The organism is Trichocoleus desertorum AS-A10, from assembly GCF_039962155.1.
Taxonomy (GTDB): domain Bacteria; phylum Cyanobacteriota; class Cyanobacteriia; order FACHB-46; family FACHB-46; genus Trichocoleus.
Genome location: NZ_JAMPKN010000001.1, coordinates 210,148 through 229,374, shown reverse-complemented (window position 1 = coordinate 229,374; position 19,227 = coordinate 210,148). Strand labels below are relative to the sequence as shown.

At 50.0% G+C, this 19,227-nt stretch carries 18 protein-coding genes; 12 read left to right on the top strand and 6 right to left on the bottom strand.

The window, feature by feature from the left end; translation table 11 throughout:
* Positions 1-10: 10 nt before the first annotated feature.
* Positions 11-523: an adenine phosphoribosyltransferase gene (locus tag NDA01_RS00980; RefSeq protein WP_190434225.1), complete on the bottom strand. Its 513-nt coding sequence runs from the start codon at positions 521-523 to the stop codon at positions 11-13.
* A 330-nt stretch (positions 524-853) separates the two neighbouring features.
* Here NDA01_RS00980 and NDA01_RS00975 point away from each other — a divergent pair, with 330 nt between their 5' ends.
* Positions 854-1,459, top strand: coding sequence for a DUF3038 domain-containing protein (locus NDA01_RS00975; RefSeq protein WP_206755423.1), 606 nt, complete (start codon positions 854-856; stop codon positions 1,457-1,459).
* Positions 1,456-2,946, top strand: coding sequence for a DUF4335 domain-containing protein (locus NDA01_RS00970; RefSeq protein ID WP_348226551.1), 1,491 nt, complete (start codon positions 1,456-1,458; stop codon positions 2,944-2,946). The genes NDA01_RS00975 and NDA01_RS00970 overlap by 4 nt, the downstream gene beginning before the upstream one ends.
* 34 nt (positions 2,947-2,980) lie before the next feature.
* Here NDA01_RS00970 and NDA01_RS00965 read toward each other — a convergent pair whose 3' ends face one another.
* On the bottom strand, positions 2,981-3,676 hold the full coding sequence (locus tag NDA01_RS00965; RefSeq protein ID WP_348226550.1) for a hypothetical protein: 696 nt from the start codon (positions 3,674-3,676) through the stop codon (positions 2,981-2,983).
* A gap of 377 nt (positions 3,677-4,053) precedes the next feature.
* Between NDA01_RS00965 and NDA01_RS00960 the strand changes: the two genes are divergently transcribed.
* Positions 4,054-4,959 carry an OmpA family protein gene (locus NDA01_RS00960; protein ID WP_348226549.1) on the top strand — a complete coding sequence of 302 codons (906 nt, stop codon included), beginning with the start codon at positions 4,054-4,056 and terminating at the stop codon, positions 4,957-4,959.
* Positions 4,960-4,992: 33 nt separating this feature from the next.
* Positions 4,993-6,003 (top strand): methionyl-tRNA formyltransferase, encoded by a 1,011-nt coding sequence (gene fmt / locus NDA01_RS00955; RefSeq protein ID WP_348226548.1) that lies wholly within the window; start codon positions 4,993-4,995, stop codon positions 6,001-6,003.
* A 2-nt stretch (positions 6,004-6,005) separates the two neighbouring features.
* Here the strand turns inward: fmt and NDA01_RS00950 are convergent, their stop codons facing one another.
* The 3 genes from NDA01_RS00950 to NDA01_RS00940 all read right to left on the bottom strand — a co-directional run bounded on the left by NDA01_RS00950 (position 6,006) and on the right by NDA01_RS00940 (position 8,328).
* Positions 6,006-6,362 (bottom strand): DUF6464 family protein, encoded by a 357-nt coding sequence (locus NDA01_RS00950; protein ID WP_348226547.1) that lies wholly within the window; start codon positions 6,360-6,362, stop codon positions 6,006-6,008.
* 130 nt (positions 6,363-6,492) lie between these two features.
* Positions 6,493-7,584, bottom strand: a complete 1,092-nt coding sequence (locus tag NDA01_RS00945; protein WP_348226546.1) for a sensor histidine kinase — start codon at positions 7,582-7,584, stop codon at positions 6,493-6,495.
* A gap of 162 nt (positions 7,585-7,746) precedes the next feature.
* On the bottom strand, positions 7,747-8,328 hold the full coding sequence (locus NDA01_RS00940; RefSeq protein ID WP_431193274.1) for a hypothetical protein: 582 nt from the start codon (positions 8,326-8,328) through the stop codon (positions 7,747-7,749).
* A 77-nt stretch (positions 8,329-8,405) separates the two neighbouring features.
* On the opposite strand from NDA01_RS00940, the gene NDA01_RS00935 reads away from it, so the two are divergent.
* From NDA01_RS00935 to NDA01_RS00900, 8 genes are all read left to right on the top strand, one after another.
* Positions 8,406-9,449: a hypothetical protein gene (locus NDA01_RS00935; protein ID WP_348226545.1), complete on the top strand. Its 1,044-nt coding sequence runs from the start codon at positions 8,406-8,408 to the stop codon at positions 9,447-9,449.
* A 77-nt stretch (positions 9,450-9,526) separates the two neighbouring features.
* On the top strand, positions 9,527-10,996 hold the full coding sequence (locus tag NDA01_RS00930) for a hypothetical protein (protein ID WP_348226544.1): 1,470 nt from the start codon (positions 9,527-9,529) through the stop codon (positions 10,994-10,996).
* 378 nt (positions 10,997-11,374) lie between these two features.
* Positions 11,375-11,836 (top strand): ribosome maturation factor RimP, encoded by a 462-nt coding sequence (gene rimP / locus NDA01_RS00925; RefSeq protein ID WP_190434242.1) that lies wholly within the window; start codon positions 11,375-11,377, stop codon positions 11,834-11,836.
* A 172-nt stretch (positions 11,837-12,008) separates the two neighbouring features.
* A complete protein-coding gene (nusA, locus tag NDA01_RS00920) occupies positions 12,009-13,346 on the top strand; it encodes a transcription termination factor NusA (protein WP_348226543.1) in 1,338 nt (445 codons plus the stop codon).
* Between the two features lie 93 nt (positions 13,347-13,439).
* On the top strand, positions 13,440-13,730 hold the full coding sequence (locus NDA01_RS00915; RefSeq protein WP_348226542.1) for a YlxR family protein: 291 nt from the start codon (positions 13,440-13,442) through the stop codon (positions 13,728-13,730).
* Positions 13,731-14,227: 497 nt separating this feature from the next.
* On the top strand, positions 14,228-17,401 hold the full coding sequence (gene infB / locus NDA01_RS00910) for a translation initiation factor IF-2 (RefSeq protein ID WP_348226541.1): 3,174 nt from the start codon (positions 14,228-14,230) through the stop codon (positions 17,399-17,401).
* Positions 17,402-17,580: 179 nt separating this feature from the next.
* The gene (locus NDA01_RS00905) at positions 17,581-18,186 is read left to right on the top strand and encodes a low-complexity tail membrane protein (RefSeq protein WP_348226540.1); all 606 of its coding nucleotides are present in this window, start codon (positions 17,581-17,583) and stop codon (positions 18,184-18,186) included.
* A 224-nt stretch (positions 18,187-18,410) separates the two neighbouring features.
* Complete coding sequence (locus NDA01_RS00900) at positions 18,411-18,653, top strand: hypothetical protein (RefSeq protein ID WP_199300162.1); 243 nt, start codon at positions 18,411-18,413, stop codon at positions 18,651-18,653.
* A 4-nt stretch (positions 18,654-18,657) separates the two neighbouring features.
* Here the strand turns inward: NDA01_RS00900 and NDA01_RS00895 are convergent, their stop codons facing one another.
* Positions 18,658-19,206, bottom strand: coding sequence for an alpha/beta hydrolase (locus tag NDA01_RS00895; protein ID WP_348226539.1), 549 nt, complete (start codon positions 19,204-19,206; stop codon positions 18,658-18,660).
* Positions 19,207-19,227 lie beyond the last annotated feature (21 nt).

Sequence of the window (19,227 nt, the reverse complement as noted above, 5' to 3'; positions counted from 1 at the left end):
CAACCTAGTATTAATAATCAACCAAGGTCACAATCGGAACTTCGGGCAACCGTTCACGGCCTTTGAGGTCCCGTAGCTCGATGATAAATCCAAAGCCTACGAGGTGACAGCCTGATTGTTGCACTAACTTGGCCGTTGCCTGAGCGGTGCCACCTGTAGCAATTAAGTCATCTACAATCAAAATCCGACAGCCCGACTGAAAGGCATCTTGATGCACTTCCAAGCGATCCATGCCGTACTCCAGCTCATACTCAATCGCGTGAACTGGACCAGGCAACTTCCCAGGCTTGCGGACGGGGATGAAACCAGCTCCCAATTTGTAAGCCAGAGGAGCCCCAAAGATAAATCCTCGTGATTCCATGCCAACTACATAGTCCGCACCCAAATCGGCACACTTATCCGCTAGGGTGTCAATGGTGTAACGCAGCCCTTCTGGATCGCGCAGTAAGGTTGTAATATCTCGGAACAGAATTCCTGGCTTAGGAAAATCGGGAATCTCACGAATGAGGGATTTCAGATCCATAAAATTGCGAGTAAGAATTGAGGGTGCAGTTGGCAACTATTGTCTAATTGAACCTGAAATTGGCTGCGATCGCTTGAATAAGCTTTTTAGAGCGTCAATCATTTAGTTGCCTCAGAAATCGTACAATGGAAGTTTGTAAAGTTTTGGCTGATTCTAAACATTTGGAGTTGTTATTCGCTGGGTTCGAATAATCTAAGTAGAGTTGGGGAATGATAGAAATTGGCACATCCCCGATGCTCTGAGTGCAAAATTCTAAACTATCGGTAGGTTGCTGCTGATATCTCACCCCCTAAGGTCTAGCAAGCTGGAATGAATGTGTCTGTGAGCGTAATGCCGTCAACGAGTCTATCCGCCCCGTCAGCTCCTTTATTCTTGGAGAATCTACCCGATCCAGACTTAAGCGCTGGCGTTTGTCCCCGTCGAGCTCGCTTAGAAATTGACCTAATGCTTTTGGCAATTGAAGCGCTGGACTTAGGGGGCTCTGAAGCGATTTTGTCGGTGGCAAAGGAGTTGGAACTCCAGGGGATCATTAAGAATCGGGTCGCTTTGTGGCGCATACGCAGCACCAACCCACTTCGTCGCTATAGCCAGCGCCAACCCCTGACCTTAGTAGAAGCTAAGGCCCTCGTCGCGATCGCCTGTCACTTAGCTCGTCGCCTGACCGTGGTGATTCGCCAGTTATTGCTCGCCTATCAGCAACTCACAGAAAAGCAACTTTCAGTAGAGCATCACTTCCGTTTGTATGACTACCTAGAGCGCTTCCGGGCGCACTTCCGGGCCAGAATGAACCCCCGACGCGCTGGGGTTCTAGCCTACAGCTCCGATGAGAAATTGAATGAATTGGCGCTGAGTTTACTAGGCAAATTACTCTTCTGCACTGGCACCTTTGGTATGCAACGGTTTTGGATTAGTTTGTTTGATGGAGAGGTAGAATGACGATTCAACGTCAATACAGCTTGCCTAACTGCACGCTGGTTTTAGAAGGATTAAGCGATCCGACTGCCTCCATGAATCCTGCTGAAATGCGGCCTTTGATGTCGATTTTGATCAACGCCGAGTGTCGGATTTCTGGACGAGAGCAACCCATCTCCGGTGGACGTGACTTTTTTGTCGCTTTAGTAGCTGCCGTCAGCCGCTATGCCCAAGAGTTTCTGAGCGGCATCCACCTACCTGTCTCCTCCTCAGCTGTTCAAATACAGGGGGTGGATCGGAAGCAACATCGCTTAGTTGTGCAGCCTCCAGAAGACGCAGCCAAAGAGACAACGCGTCCCACCCAGGTCGATTTAAACACGGTGCAGCTATTCGATCTGGTGGATGCGATAGATCAATTTTTTGCCGACGCCCAAACCTTGCCCGACCTGACCCTACAGTTAGCCCCTGTCTCGAAGCGCTATACTGCGGCTCGTCAGATTACAGCGGAACGAGTAGTGCCCGCTGCCATAGGGGTATCCAGCTTGGCTCTTACTGCTGTAGCTCTTTTCTTCATTCCCATTCCTGAAGTTCAGAAGCCTAAAGATCCAACTCCTCAGTCAAATACTAGTCAGTCGCAAGAACCCTCACCCACAGGTGCCGCTAGCCCTTCCCCTCAGACAGCCGCAGCCCTACAAACTAGTCCTACTACTTCTCCTACTACTTCGCCAGCAGCTGCTACAACACCTAGTCCTGCTAGTACAACTCAGCCCAACCTAGAGGACGTGCAAGCGGCTCTGGCTGCTGCACCAGAGATCACCGACCCAACTCAACTCGATAGTTTGAGCAAAAAGGTATACGACCAGATTGACCAATCTTGGAAGCAAGAGCCAGAGTTCGAGCAGGAACTAGTGTATCGAGTCAGTGTTGCCCAAGATGGGGCGATCCTGGGTTACAGAGAAGCTGAGAATACACCTACTGGAGCGGCTCAGCAAACTCCTTTGCTCGACCTTCTGTACATTCCTGCCAATGGTGGCAGCCTTGCGCAAGAGCCAGTTGGTCAGTTCCGAGTGGTCTTCCGGCCCAATGGCGTGTTGCAAGTCAGCCCTTGGGGTGGTTATAGCGCTCCACCTAGCCCTAATTCAGAAATTACTGACTCATCGGCGATTGAAGATTTGACTGGTAAGCTCTACGACCAAATCGACAGGAATTGGAAAGAGAAGCCTACCTTTGAGCGGGAGTTAGTTTACCGGGTGAATGTCGCACCGGATGGTTCGATCGCCAATTATGAGCCAGTCAATCAGCCTGGTTCTGACTATGTAGAAGATACGCCTTTGCCCACCTTGCTCAAGTCTGATGCTGCCCCTGCTCAGAATGACTCTGCTCAGAACAACTCTGCCCAGAATAATTCTGCTCAGAATAACTCTGCTAACCAAGCTTCCTTAGCCCCTTTTAAGGTGGTATTTAAGCCCAATGGGGTGCTGCAAGTCAGTCCTTGGCGCGGCTACCAGTAATTGCATTGCGAGATTGCCCTAACGCTTATTTGGCCTACAGATGTGACTGGGGGCCTGTCCAAATGCTATTGACCGAGCGACCAAACACTTGGGGGCGATCGCAGGGGGCGGCAGTAGTCTGACCTGCGAGATCCACGGTCCACAAGGGCCAAGAAGACTCACCCATGTTGCCCGCTTGGAATAAGGTTTGTTCCGGGTGAGCTTGGCTCCATCCGAGCAGGACCGCATTGGTATATTGAATCCGAGTCGGTGCCACTGTGCTGGTACGGTTCAATTGGCGATCCCAAATGACGGCGTAGTCCGAAGCAATATCTGATCCAAAAATAGACTCAAACTCCCTTGCTAAGATGCGATCGCCTGTTGCAGACCAAGCAATAGGAACCAGAATCGCGATCGTGCCTGCCGCTGCCTCCGCTGAATTAACTTCCGTTGGCTGACCAGACATGGAGAGCGGCGAAGAAGCAGTGATTGTTCTTAAATCTCCAGTTCTCAAGTTCTCCAGAAACAAAACGCTGCTGACCCAACTTTGAGCGAAGTCTGGGTGAACCTGCATTTGAATTCGGCTGTAGGCTGCGTACTGTCCATCGGGAGAAATGAGAGACTGACTCCGGTAATACTGCCTATGAGCAGCTTCACTGCCTTCGGTTATCGTCAGGTTGGCTAGAACCCAATTCCAGGGAATGGGGTGGGGGCTATTGAGGGGATCAAGTTGAACTGAAGATGAGCGCATGGGAAAAACAGTCTCAGGAAACGCAATACCAGCATCAGTAGCGCATCAGTAGCTAAGAGCGAATGCCCGGCCAAGCTGGATGTAATATGAGTTGAAGCATTAAACCAATCAAGCTGGCGTGTTCGATTGTCTGGGGCAACGCCTATGAGCTGGGGCCAATCCTTTTAACTATGTATAACAACCAGAGGTGGAGGAGGTTTTACAGTTCATCAAAGTTTTCATGCACCGTAACGTTTCTTAGCCCAACCTCGAAAACTCCCGAAGAAATTCTAATTTGCTCAATTGGTTCCCGGAGTTGAGATAGCATCACAAGTGAATTGTTTTTAGATTGATTAGTTAGCGTGACTCCCGTTTCCAAAGCAAACTCTTCTACGACAATGCCACCAAGGCAAAATTGGCCGCTTTTGGTATTTATTTTTAGACTCCTGCTCTTGCTGGTGGGAGGGGGATTTGCTTGGCTGGCTGGGGTAGTAGTCGCTACTTTCTATCCGCTTGCCAATCCAGAAGTGCCTTTTTTTGAAAAGGTGTTGCGCCGTTCCAGCGACTGGGTGACTCAGGTCAAACAGTTGCCCGAAGTTTGGACCCAACCGAGTGCTTCGCCTCAGTCTAATGCTGCGCCTGTTGCTCCTAGCCCTACGGTGGAAGTGAGCCCTTTACCTTCGCTCACCCCCACCCAACAAGAGCAAGTCCAGACAGAGGTGGCTCAGCTAGAAGCGAGTGTGCAAACGTTAAGCGATCGCCTCACCAGCTTGGAAACCCAACTAGGAACAAACCGAGGTTCGGAACCTTTAGAAAACCGTCTGGCTATCTTGACTCAACAGCTAGCAGCAGCATCTGGCCAAGAATTGCCGAGTCCTGCTCCTACCACGGCTGCCGCTCCCGCGATCACTCCCGTCGCAAACGCGATTAATAGCACTGGTACTTATCCAGGCGATCGCTTAACAGTCACGCTACCCAGTGATTTGCTGTTTAGACAAGGCCAAGCGGGATTAAATCCGCAGACGCGCAATCTGCTGGATAGCATAGTTGGAGACTTACGCAATTACCCAAGAGCCTCAGTCCAAGTAGCGGCTCACACGGATAATGCAGGTAAAACAGAGGTCGTTCCAGATGCCTCGTTTCAGCAGGCACAAATGGTCCAGCAATATCTTGCCAGTACCCTAGGCAACGACTATCACTGGGTGGTAGTTGGTTATGGTGCCGCCTATCCCTTAGCAGAAAACAACAGTGCTCCTAATCGTCAGCGGAATCGGCGGATTGAAATCGTGATTGATCCCCGATAAAGTGTGGATTCTGAATAAAATTTGCCACAAAGCATGAGAGTTGTTTTCTTCGGTACGCCCCAATTTGCGGTTCCCAGTTTGGAGCAGCTGCTCAATCATCCTGAGTTTGAAGTGGTAGCAGTCATTAGCCAACCCGATAAACGTCGCGGGCGGGGTAATCAGCTGACTGCTTCACCCGTTAAAACAGTGGCTTTGGCGCACCAGCTACCCGTTTGGCAACCCCAGCGGATTAAAAAAGATCCTGAAACACTAGAGCAACTAGCAGCTTTGCAAGCCGATGCCTTTGTAGTGGTAGCTTATGGGCAAATTCTCTCTCAGCGGATTTTGGATATGCCCCGACTGGGATGTGTAAATGGGCATGGGTCCATTTTGCCTCGATACCGTGGGGCAGCTCCGATTCAGTGGTGCCTCTATCACGGTGAAGCTGAGACGGGCATTACCACCATGCTGATGGATGCGGGCATGGATACGGGGCCAATGCTACTCAAGGCTACGACTCCAATTGGGTTACTCGATACAGCCCAAACGCTAGCTACTCAGTTAGCAAAGTTGAGCGCGGATTTGTTAGTGGAAACCTTGCTGAAGCTAGAGCGCCAAGAAGTTGAACCCACCCCACAGGATGCCGAGGCTGCAACTTACGCTCCCCTGATTCAGAAGCAAGATTACTGGTTAGATTGGTCGCGATCGGCGATCGCCCTCCACAATCAGATTCGCAGTTTCTTTCCCAACTGTGTGGCAAACTTCCGGGATACTGCCCTCAAGATTGAATCAACCCTGCCCTTAGGACCTGCCTACTGGGACCTGCTGCCCGCTGAATTCCAGGCCTTGGAAGCCGAGTGGTCGGAGCTAAGTGCCCAGCAACTTTCTCCAGGGTCAGTTGTGCAGATTGCTAAAGGCTTGGGGCCGATTGTGCAAACGGGGGATGGTTTATTGTTGCTGCGAGACGTGAAATTAGCGGGAAAGCGATCGCAATCAGGCTGGGATTTTGCCAATGGTGCTCGCTTAGAAGCGGGGGAAGTCTTAGGCAACGGCCAAGAGTTTTGAGACTAAACCGACTGCTCGTAGAACTGACAAGCTTTACAAGGGCCTTCAGGATTGACCGCACAACGAATCAGTTCAGACTGAGCATTGAAGCGACAACTGGCATCGCCCAGAACCCAGCGCCCTGCCACTAAACTTCTCTCTAGAGGGCGTGGCGCAGATTGGACATAAAGGGCGATTTTATGCAGTTGGTAACGGCCAGCTCTAAGCTGATAGCGATGATGACGCTCTAAAACCGCATAGGTTTTGCCGTCCAAATCTAAGTAAGAACCAGGCTGAGGAGACCAGTCAAGCTGGATATTGCCAATGGTTTGTTGTGGGTGGGTGAGAATCACCTCGGTGGATAAAGTAGGTTGCTCCATGAGTGTTGCTGTAATTCGACTGGGCTCCGGCTGACATTAGTAGAGATGCTAACGCATTTATCCCCAGCCACCTTTTGCAGTCTAAATTCCAGAGAGCACTTCAAAAAAAAGCTAGCTCACCAAAGAAAAACTAAATTTTCGGTAACTTGACGCTAAAACTGGTTCCTTGGCCTTCACTACTTTGGACCTCAATCGTCCCTCGATGGGCTTCAACAATACTCTTGGCCAGAAATAATCCTAATCCCCATCCTGTTTTATCCTCTGCAGAGACGGTTCGACGAAATTGTTGAAATAGGATGGATTGAGCCTCTGGGGCAATCGGATTACCTTCATTGTGCAAGGTAAGGGTGATCAGCGTTTCACTTTGTTGGAGCGTGAGTGTAATCGGTGTGTTAGGGGCTCCATATTTCACCGCGTTAATTGCTAAGTTTTCAATCACTCGCCGGATTTCTTTAGGGCTACATTGGGTCCTGACACCAGAATCCGAGACCACAACAAATCGATTGCCATAAGTGAAGTTCAAATCCTCCACTACGTCCTGGACTAGAATCTCTAAATCGCATTCTTCGAATGCAAAGTTCAAACTCTGCCCTGCCCGTAACCGACTGGCATCGAGGAGATTTTGAATCATTGCGTCGAGGCGATCGATCGCAGTGATCATTCTCGCTGCCACATCAATGTGGGCGTCCCCCCGTTCCAGGCGGCGCAGAATCAACTGGGTTCCCATCTTGATGACATTGATGGGATTTTTGAGGTCGTGAGTTAGCGTCACCATAAACAGCTCTTGAACATCTCGTAGCGTCTGGGAAAATTGAGTCGCAGCGTCATTAACAGCTTGCTCAATAGAGCCAATAATGATGTCTCGTTCCCGCACACCTAGAGGTGCTTCTGCTTCTAAAACTTGAAAGATAACTTGACGGAGGATGTGATACTCAAGAATTAGCTGGCTCATGGAGTAGTCTGCGTACCCCGCCCGCTCGTGCCCATGCAGCTTGCCGATCCGAGTGCTCTCTACTTCGTCGGATGCAATGCGGTCAGGAGTTCTGTGGATTATGGTTGAGAGTTCATCAATCAGTTGGTCTAAGTAAAGGGGTAGCGAATTTCGCAAGACCAAAGAGTTTTGATGCATGGAGGCACTGACTTCATCACGCGCCCGCTTCTCCCATATCTGCATGATGCGTGCGGCATTTTGCTTAAGCTGTTCAGAGGCTTGGTTAGACATCGTTTTTGAGGCTTAGCAGGAGTGGAAGTAGAGACAAATTTCTAAAACGTGGACGTGAGCTGTGTTCCCCTAGATTTATTGCTTAGCTTCTAATGCTAAAACCCTTAATCTAAAAAAGTAATACGGACAGCGCGCCGCGATCGCTTGGTTGAGCCATGCCGTTTACTGAGTTACCTGGACGAGAAATTGCTCGAAGGTCTGGACAGAACGCAGGGCTATTTGAACTAGCGGCCAACCAACTAAGCAAATTAATCCTGCCCAGCGCAAGCTGATATCTAAGCCTTGACGAACAGCCAGAATCACAGTCAGCAAGCTCCAGAGGGCAAGGACAAATTCTATGGGTGAGCCTAGCAAAGGAATCAGCGTCAAAAAGTTAAACGCTTGAGGCGCATAGGCAAAGCCGATCGGAATCAACAATTCGCGGTAAGTCGGCTGGCTAGAGCGCAACCACTGACCAAGCTGCCAAATTGTAGCCGTCCAAAAATAGTAACCTGCGACCACTGCGAGACCATCAATTAAGAGAGCGATGCCCAGAATTGGGATTGAGGCGCGATTTGTGATCAAAATAACGGCGCTGCCCAGCATGTGCGACAAAGCCGCCAAAATCACGATCGCGCGAGCGATACTACGATTTCGGGATGTGTTTAAGGCGTTTTCATAGAACTCAGCATTCAAAGCGATCGCGTTCCAAAGAGTTTGAACCAATGTCGCCTTGGTTTCTCGGTCCCTTATGTGTTCACTCACAATGGCTCCTATTACTAGTGATGCTACTACTGGTGATGGATGACAGCCTTGAGTAGGATACGGTACAAAATCAACTCATGTTCAACTTTGTAGGACGTCTACTTCTGTGGCTGCGGGGTGGTAGCCTCAAGCTTCTGGCCTTGGCAGGTATTATCCTGCTGGTCTGGGGCACAGTTTCGCCTGTGGGAACTCTGATTTGGTGGCTGAATGAAAGTGCAGAGACTTTAGGTCTTAGGAAAAGCTCGGCCAAGCGCTTAGTTCCTAGCGATCGCGCTCAAGTGGCTTCTGGCAAGCCCATCAACTGCTACATCGTCTTTTTGACTGGGGTCGGAGACTTTTCCGCCAACCAGCTCACGCCTGGAGAAGAATATTTTCTCAATCAGCTAGATCAAGCACATCCTGATTGCGTCACGGTACGAGACGTATTTCCTTACTCTGCCGCCAACGAAAGTTTGGGTGGCCGACGGCTCTTAGCTCCTGTCTGGCGCTTTGCTGACAATGCTGATGGTTGGCTAAGAGCCGCTAGTATGTTGATCCAAATTCGCAATTTGTGGCGCTTTGCCATCTCCGCAGACGATCGCTATGGCCCGCTGTACAACCAAGGCATTGCTACTGCCATCATCGATCGCATGAATGCGGCTCATCCCATCACCCCAGCAACTCAGCGACCCTTGAAAATAATTTTGATGAGTACGAGTGGTGGCACCCAGGTTTCCTTGGGAGCGGCTGAGTATCTGGACCAGTGGCTAGACACAAAAGTTTTGGTGGTTTCCGTGGGTGGCGTATTTTCGGGAACCGATGGCTTCGGGGCGGCGGAGCGAGTGTATCACCTGCAAGGCCAGCGAGACTGGGTTGAAGACATCGGCCAAGTTGTATTTCCCTCACGTTGGCCTTGGACAGTCGGTTCTCCATTTCACCAAGCCCAATGGCAAGGCCGCTACAGTGTCCATGACACCGGGCCTCACGACCATGATGGTCCCAAGGGTTACTTTGGAGAGGCGATCGCCCTACCAGAGCAAACCCAAAAGGCAGGGCAAACCAAATATGTGGATTTAACGCTACAGGTGGTAAATCAACTACCGATCTGGACGGACTCTCCAACTGACCAAAGCGCTCCGTAACAGGACTTTAATATCGATTGCGAAATTCTGGACTGGCTTTCATACTCAGGGAGAAGTCAATTCAAAATTCTGCTGCCATGTCATCACCACAGAAAATAGCCAGGCGGCGCTTAGCTGCTCGTCGCAACCTCTGGTTTGAACGAGTGATGGCAATTTTGGCGTCTGCTAATCTGCTGCTAGTGGTATTTGACGTGAGTTACATACCGCTGCGAGATTTTTACCTGTTGCGCTTGCCTCGCCTGATTCCTCCTGCCGGAAACCTAACCAAGCTATATGACCCTATAAAAGGGATTGAACCGCATCGGGACACCCAAAATTACTTGCAGGCCGTCGCTGATTTGGAAGCGCAAGTGGAGAAAACGGGGATCAGTTCTCCGGAGGTCGAGCCTTACCTAGAGCAGTTGCGTAATCTCAGCACTGAAATGGTTGATACCGATCCCTTCCGAGTCGCTGACAAGAGTGGCACTCTGGAGAAAATCAAAAATCGGATGCGGGAGCACATCTACGATCAGCGCCGCCGCGTTTCTTCTCGCCAATCCTTTAATCGTTTTTGGAGTCAAGACCATTTACTGCAAGCAGGATGGCGCGGTGAAATTGACTTCTTTAATCAAGAAATTCGTCCTTTAATTGCAACCAACTATTTTCGGCCCCTGGGGGAAACGGGAGATTTCGTCAGTTATTTTTGGCGCATTGATCTGCCTTTCGCGATCGTTTTCGGCGTGGAATTCTTAGCTCGGACTTTTTATATCAGCCGCCGCCATAAAGGTGTCAGTTGGCTCGATGCTATGTTGTGGCGCTGGTATGACGTGTTTTTATGGTTGCCTTTTTGGTTCTGGTTGCCCTCTTGGCGGTTGCTGCGGATTATTCCTGTGACTATTCGCCTGCATCAAGCCAAACTGATTGACTTAGACTTTGTGATCGCTCAGATCAATCGTGGGTTCGTAGCCAACTTCGCCGAAGAATTAACTGAAGTGGTAGTGATCCGTGTGATTAACCAAATCCAGGGATCAGTTCAGCGCGGCGAGGTGACACGCTGGCTATTTCGTTCACCCAGCGCCCGTGGTTACATCGACATCAACAACACGAATGAAGTAGAAGCGATCGCCACTCTGCTAGTCAAGCTGGTGGTGTATGAGGTGCTGCCGAAGATTCAACCTGACCTCGAAGCTATTCTGCGCCACAGCGTGGAGAGCGGACTCCGACAGTTACCTCTCTACCAAGGCTTGCAACAAGTGCCGGGGGTGCGGGATTTGCCAACCCAACTTGCCGATCAAGTGGTTACCAATGTGACTCAAACCGCTTACCAAGCTTTAGTCGCTGCTTTAGAAGACCCAGTTGGAGCGCAACTCTCTAGCCAGCTTGTACAACATTTCGCCGAAGCCCTAGGCTCAGAAGTGCAAAGCCAGCAGACTCTGCATAAAATTCAAGGGCTGCTCTCCGACCTCCTAGAGGAAGTGAAAGTGAACTACGTTCAGCGCCTCTCGGAAGAAGATATGGAGGGTGTTCTAGAGCAAACCCATCAGCTCCATCAAATTGTTAAAAAGTAAAGGCTAAGAAATCATGCTTCAAAGTGCAATTTCCTAACAAAGTAGGTCCATCAATCTGCCTCAATGCAGACTTTCCAGGGTTGATCTAGGCCCATCTGCCTATTCCAAAATGGGTGCGCTAAACTATAATCATGTGGGTTTGGGGCTACCCAAATCCAAGCGGTGATTTCATGAAAGTAACTATTTCATGGGGAGTGGGTCGTTACCCACTTTTTTTATTGATAGGGTCTGTGATAAATCTCTACGAACTTGAGAATTTGTCAAAGTGGACCATTGTGTAGCTCCGCTTCCACATCACCCCTGATAGTCCCACTTTATAAAGTATGGATGTACAGCAAGCCGAAATAGTCGTTGGAGCTTGACGAAGGAGATAAGACAATGGCTCACCCGTTGATCCCACAAATTATTGACATTGCAACGCCCGTTGCCGCAACTTTGGGATTAGATGTGGTTGGGGCTGTATTTCACACAAATCAAAGCCCTCCGATTTTGCGCGTAGACATCCGCAACCTCCAGGAAGACACTGGACTGGAGGACTGTGAAAGGATGAGCCGTGCCCTAGAAGCGGCTTTAGATCTAGCTGATATTATTCCCGATACCTATGTACTGGAAATTTCCAGTCCTGGTATTTCTCGGTCGCTTACTAGCGATCGCGAATTCATTTCATTTAAAGGGTTTGCTGTGGTTGTCAGCACTTCAGAGCCTTACGAAGGAAAAAAAGAGTGGCAAGGACTACTGGTGCGGCGCGATGACACGGCTGTTTACATCAACCAAAAAGGGCGAGCGATCGCTATTCCTCAAGCTTTGGTGACTAGAGTGCAACTCGATGAGCAACGTTAGCCCTGGCTACTAGTGATGGGTTCATCGACAAACCAACACGAGCTAATTAGCGTAGTAAGCGGTTTCTAACTTGAGCAAATTGCCAGATGAGGCCATCCCTATCTAGCCAGCGTTAATTCCTGACGACTCACTGCTTCATTTAATCTTTCAAAACTATGGAGGTGTTACTGATATGTCAATGGTTCCTCTGCCTGGACTCAAAGTCATGATTGATAGTATTAGCCAGGAGCGTAATCTGCCGAAGCATGCGGTGCAAGCAGCATTGCGTGAAGCGCTCCTCAAAGGCTATGAGCGCTATCGACGGACTCAGCGCCTCGATCACGTCAATTTTGATGAAGAATACTTTGACAATTTTGAGGTAGAGCTTGATCCCGAAGAAGAAGGATTTCGCATTTTATCTACCAAGACGATTGTCGAAGCAGTGAATAATGCCGACCACCAAATTGCTTTAGAAGAAGTGCAAGAAGTGGCTGCCGAAGCGCAACTGGGTGACACCGTGATTTTAGATGTCACCCCTGACCAAGGAGAGTTTGGTCGGATGGCTGCCATTCAAACCAAGCAAGTATTGGCCCAAAAACTGCGGGATCAACAGCGTAAGTTAGTTCAAGAAGAGTTTCAAGAATTAGAGAGCACAGTACTCCAAGCTAGAGTGCTACGGTTCGAGCGTCAATCTGTGATCATGGCCGTCAGCAGTGGGTTTGGTCAGCCAGAGGTAGAAGCTGAATTACCCAAGCGAGAGCAATTGCCCAACGATAACTATCGGGCTAACGCCACATTCAAGGTTTACCTGAAGCGAGTTTCTGAAGGCTCGCATCGGGGGCCGCAACTGCTCGTATCTAGAGCTGATGCAGGCTTAGTGGTGTATCTGTTTGCTAACGAAGTCCCAGAAATTGAAGATGAAGTCGTACGCATTGTTGCCGTAGCCAGAGAAGCTAATCCACCTTCTCGCTATGTTGGCCCGCGTACCAAAATTGCCGTCGACACCTTAGAGCGTGATGTAGACCCAGTAGGGGCTTGCATTGGGGCTAGAGGCTCCCGGATCCAAGTCGTGGTGAACGAGCTACGTGGCGAAAAAATTGATGTAATTCGCTGGTCTCCTGACCCATCAACTTACATTGCCAATGCTCTTAGCCCTGCCCGCGTGGATGAAGTGTGCTTAGTTGATCCCGAAGAGCGCCAAGCTCACGTTCTAGTAGCCGAAGACCAGCTCAGTCTTGCTATCGGTAAGGAAGGGCAAAACGTGCGTTTAGCAGCACGTCTGACAGGTTGGAAAATTGACATCAAAGATATTGCCAAGTACGACTACGAAGCTGAAAACCGCAAGATTGAGGCTTTAGCAGAAGCACGGCAGCGCTCTAGGCCAGTTGAGTATGAGGAAGAGTACGACGAAGAGTACGACGAAGAGTATTTGGAAGAAGATTATGCAAACTCTTCTGTCGAAGTGGAAGCCGATGAGGATGAGGACTTAGCAACTTCTGAGACAGATGAAGCCCAGCCTGTTACTGAATAGCTTTGTCATCAAGTAGTTCCTAATTAGGTAACTACGCCAGCCAAGGATGAGGGCATCAATAACCATCAATAACAATGACTGGTGAATGACACAATGAAGCCTAACTACCGTCGGTGCGCTAGTTGTCGGAAGCTGGCTCCCAAAGAGGATTTCTGGCGCATTGTGCGGGTGCATTCCTCGCAAACGGTACAATTAGATCAGGGCATGGGGCGCTCTGCTTACCTGTGTCCTGAGGTTAGTTGCTTGCAAGCCGCCCAGAAGAAAAATCGATTAGGGCGATCGCTGAAAGCTTCAGTACCACCCATTTTGTACCAAGCCTTAGAGCAGCGTTTGGCAAAAGCAAGGGCAGTCGATGGACTAAAACCAGATCGCGCTCTAGAATGAGAGAGTGGCAAATCCTCACTCTCCGAATAGGATTTAGCATGAATGTTGAGCTTGTAGGAGCATAATGACGGTATATTCTGGAATTGACAATCAAAATACAGGGGTAAAAAACTCTTGTCAGCAGCTAGGTGATCACCAAACGCAGGTTGTAGTCTACCTGCTGAGTTTGGTTCGGGAAAGTTAACACCAGGCGAGGATTAGTCAAAACCAGTATTTACAGGTTAATGAGGTTGCCCAGAAAGCAGCACTAAGTGGCATCTCAACCGCCTGCAAACCTACAAAGATTCATGCAAGACTTTAAACAAGAAATCTGGTTACAGGCTAGAAATAGCTGTTTGTCTTCTGGAAAACACTCTCACAGCAGAGTGCAACTTTTCTCGTTTAAAGTTAAAAGAGGAAACGACGTTTAAGATTCTAATGCGTCAGCAGATCAACCACTTGTAGTTAGTTTGCAAAACAGTAGGCCACTATGTAACACATTCAAGAGGGAAGAGTGGATGAATAACGGCAAAGTCAGAATTTACGAGCTATCAAAGGAACTAAATTTGGATAACAGGGATATACTAGCCGTTTGCGAACAGCTAAATATTTCAGTTAAGAGCCATAGCAGCACGATTACAGAAGGTGAGGCTGAGCGCATCCGTGCTGCTGCCGAGAAATATACAGCGACCCACTCCTCTCCTCCAAAGCCAGCGGTAGTCAGTCACGGTACGGGTGCCCAAGCCCGCGAAGCTGCCCAAGCTGCTGGCAGGAAGCCACAGATTTTAGAAATTCGTAGACCCAAAACGATTAGTCCCAACCAGCAGTCTGCCGACGATGGGAACGAACCCATCCCTCAAGCAGCTAAACCTAATCCTCAACCTCCTATTAATCAACCCTTGCAAACTCCTGTCAAACCAGCGGCCCCGAGTCGTCCAGCTCGCTCTGCACCCTCTGCAACTGAAAGTGCAGCTCCTGCTGTTTCTATTCCCAATTCTCCTAGTTCCGAGACTCCTGTTGAAGTAGCTTCACCTGCTAGTGAGCCCGAAAAGCCTCAAGTTAAGCGGCCTCCTAGCATCACGGAAGAACCTGCTCCTCGCCCCAGAGTGAGTCACCAACCCACTATTCAGCCACAACAATTGGTGGCACCGCCCTCTAGACCCGCTCCTCCTACGGCAAACCGCGCTCAAGCGAATCCTGCTAATCGCGTCGTCTTAAAGCGCGATCGCCCTGAGCGCCCTGAAGGAGGTACAGCATCCCCAAGTAGCCCTTCAGAGCCTAGAGTTGGCCAACCGCCCTCCGAAAGACGTTTCGACGCTCCGGCACGCCAGCGAGATCGCCCCGCTGCTGGCTCGGACAGTGATGAGCGGCGTCCTCAGCCTGTGACTGAGCTGAGACGTCCTGCCAGCCCTGCTAGACCTGTACGTCCCACTGCTCCCCGCGAAGGCCAGCCTGGTACTTCCGGCGATCGCGCTGGTGGCCACCAGGGGGAACGCTCAGAAGCGGCTGTGGGAGCAGGCCCAATCGATGAGCTGCGCCGACCCACCCTACCGCGCAATCTGAAGAAAGGCAAAAGTTGGGAAGAAGAAGAAGAGGAAAACGCAGAAAACGCGAAGGCTAAGGCTGGTCCGAAAGCTAAGCGGCGGCTTCAGCCTGTTCTCGATGACGAGGACATTGAAATTGAAGACCTCGACATTGACAGCATTGATGAAGAAGAGGAATTTGATGACGGCGAGGACGCTCCTGTTCAAGTGAGCCTCTCTCTAGCGCGTCCTGCTAAGCCTAAATCTCGTCCAGGCCAAGCTAGACCTGTTGCTGCTGCCCCAGCTGCTCCGAAGAGTAGAAAGTCAAACAGCCCTCGCGATCGCCGGGAGCGTCGGGAGCAGGAAGCAAAGGTCGAGCGCCCCACCAAGATTACTTTGACCACAGGGTTGACAGTGCAAGAGCTGGCTTCCCTCCTAGCAGTCCCAGAAACAGAAATTATCCGGGCTCTTTTCTTCAAAGGAATTGCTGCCAATATCAACCAAACCCTTGACGTCCCCACCGCGAGCATGATTGCTCAAGAGATGGAAGTGGAAGTCGAAATGGCGGAGAAAGAGGCAGAAGCTCGGAAAGTTACCGAGATGCTAGATGCAGCAGATTTGGAGCTTTTGCAGCGTCGTCCTCCAGTGGTCACGATCATGGGTCACGTAGACCACGGGAAAACCACCCTACTCGACTCGATCCGCAAAACCAAAGTGGCTCAGGGAGAGGCAGGAGGCATTACCCAACATATTGGTGCCTACCACGTTGACGTTCCCCACGAAGGCGATGTGCAGCAGGTTGTCTTCTTAGATACGCCAGGTCACGAAGCCTTTACCGCAATGCGAGCACGGGGTACGAGAGTCACTGATATTGCCATTCTAGTAGTCGCTGCGGACGATGGTGTTCGACCTCAAACGATTGAGGCTATTAGCCACGCCAAGGCGGCAGAAGTGCCTATTATCGTAGCCATCAACAAGATTGACAAAGAAGGCGCTCAGCTCGATCGCGTCAAGAACGAGTTGATGAACTATAACCTCGTACCAGAAGAGTACGGTGGTGACACCATCATGGTCCCAGTCAGTGCGATTAAAGGGGAAAATCTAGACACCTTGCTAGAGATGATTCTGCTGGTGTCAGAAGTAGAAGATCTCTACGCAAACCCAGATCGACCTGCTAAGGGAACAGTTATCGAAGCTCACCTCGACAAAGCTCGTGGTCCTGTGGCTTCTATGTTGGTCCAGAACGGTACCCTCCGAGTGGGCGATACCATCGTCGCAGGCTCAGCCTTGGGCAAAGTACGAGCAATGGTGGACGATCGCGGTCAGCGAGTTGAGGCAGCGGGTCCATCCTTTGCAGTGGAAATTCTAGGTTTAGGCGACGTTCCCGCTGCCGGTGATGAATTTGAAGTCTTCCAAGATGAGAAAGAAGCAAGGGCGGTGGCTTCGGCTAAGACCGATCAGCAACGTCAATCTCGTCTACAGCAGCAAGCGCTTGGTGCTCGTCGGATCACCCTCAACTCCTTGTCAGCTAAGGCTCAAGAAGGCGAACTGAAGGAACTCAACCTGATTCTAAAGGCGGATGTGCAAGGGTCTGTAGAAGCAATTCTCGGTTCACTGCAACAACTGCCTCAAAATGAAGTGCAGGTCCGGGTGCTGTTGTCTGCGCCGGGAGAGGTCACAGAGACTGACGTTGATCTGGCGTCAGCTAGCTCTGCCGTGATTATTGGGTTCAACACTACCCTGGCTAGCGGTGCGAGACAAGCTGCCGATGCAGCGGGTGTTGATATTCGTGAATACAACATCATTTATAAGCTCTTGGATGACATTCAAGGAGCAATGGAAGGTCTCCTAGAACCAGAAATGGTCGAAGAACCGCTGGGTCAGGTAGAAGTTCGGGCTGTCTTCCCAGTGGGTCGAGGCGCAGTAGCAGGTTGCTATGTCCTCTCTGGTAAGGCAATTCGTAACTGTAATGCGCGGGTTCGCCGAGGCAGCAACGTCATTCACGAGGGCATCCTAGACTCGCTCAAGCGGATGAAGGAAGACGCCAAGGAAGTCAATGCTGGCTATGAGTGCGGTGTTGGCATGAGCAGCTTCCATGATTGGGTTGAAGGGGACATCATTGAAACCTTCCGAATGGTAACGAAGCGCCGGACCTTGTCAGCTAGCTAAAAATCGAACTAGATAGATTTGTCGGTTTCCCCCAAGGCACCACAACTCTATCTAACTTATCTAATGGAATGAGAGGAGAGCGTTCTAGGTGTTTCCTCTCATTTTTTTATGGTTTCTCGAGATTGAAGAATCTCTCCCTTATACTGAGGCTGGATTATGCACTATTTCAGCTAACTGCTATGCGCTCTTTTTGGTCAGAGCCTTATTTGTGGGTTCATGCTGCTGGAGCGGCAGTCTTGCCTATTTTTTTGGAACTTTGCCTACTGGGATATGCCGTTGGAGATCCCATCCTGCCTGCTGGGCTCGAAGTTGGCTTAGTTGCAGTTATTGGCATTGCTCCCCTGCTGTGGATGCAGTTGTTCCGCCCGTTCTACATTTTCAGTCTTATGGTATTTGCGCTGAAACCAGAGAGCTTAACTGTGGAGCAGCGCCGAATTCTCAGCTTATTTAAGATGCAAGAAAGCCGAGTTCTGGCAGCAGTCACGCCAGTGTTCTTGGTAGGTGTCCTATGGCAACTCTATCGAGTCGCACCTGTAGCCGCCACTGTTGCACCGTTTCCGGCAGGATGGCGAGTGTTAGGTTTACTGACAGCTGCGATCGCCTTTCTGGCTTGCAACCTCTTTTTACAGGTATCAGTTAGCGTTGCTCGGATACTGCTACTCAGTAATGCCGAGTTCGCCGCTACCGAACCCTTTCCTGCTGACAAAATCCGACAAAATTTTACGATTCCTGGCATCCAGGTTAATCAAATTTTGCCCCCTGTTTTGCCAGAAACTGGGTCCTAAGTGAATGCAGTAGGTGTTACAACTACTATGCCTATAGCAGAATCAGCAGGGTTCCAATTCTAGCTCTACAGAAGGAAATGAGGTTTAAGACCCTCAAGTGAGGGGAGATAGTGTTGTTTGCAGCACACCTCTAGGAGGTGACTTCGCTATCCTAAGAAAAGGGCGGAGATCAAAGCTCTATTCGTCTAAGTTCTGCTGTGTTTATAGCTTTTTTTGAGGTATTTATGGCTAATTCTGCCTTTTCCTTTGGCGACCTGTCCGGTCCAAGCGCGGCTGCTAATAGTCTCTCTAGCCACTTCTCTCCAGATCCAGAAATTTGGTCGAATCTGAAGCAAGCGATCGCCACTAGCTCCGGGTTTCAGCGTTGGCAGCTAGAAGGCAAGACCGATGAAAACCTAGACGCTCTGAGCCTAGACCATCGAGTTCAGCGTTATCTACGCGAAACCTTAGAAACGTTAGCTTACTAAATGCTTAAAAAAAGCGGCCTCGATTTAGCAAGTTTTCGAGGCGATCACTGAGACGGCTCAGTTGACGGTAGGCTCCCACTAGGCGATCGCCTTCGACTTCAACTTCTTGAGTTGGATAATTTTGCAGCACTTCCATCAATGTCAGCTTGCCATCAGGACTAGCAGAGAGAGTCAGGGCGGCCCGAAGCGCTTGCCGATTTGCTTGATTGGAAGGAGTATGAATTGCTGGGCTAATCTGATCAAGCACAGCATTGCCTGCCCAACTGTTTAATACTCGATCGAGTAGTCGGGGATTGACCTTAACTACTTGAGTTAAAGGCTGACGAATGTCTTCTGGACTTTTTCCGGCTAACTTCAAATAAGTAGCTAAAGCCGGTGAGGGAGTGCCTGTCTCTGTCAGCCTCGTTAATTCTTGAACAGAAATTTTTTCTCTTAAAATCTTATACTTCAGCACTACTTGTTCGGCGGCGATCGCGTTAGAGCTACTGAGCAACATTCCAGCGGTGATACCCACTGCTAGCGCCCGTCGCAACTTTAGAATGGGTGATTTCATGAGGAATCTCAGTATGTCTAT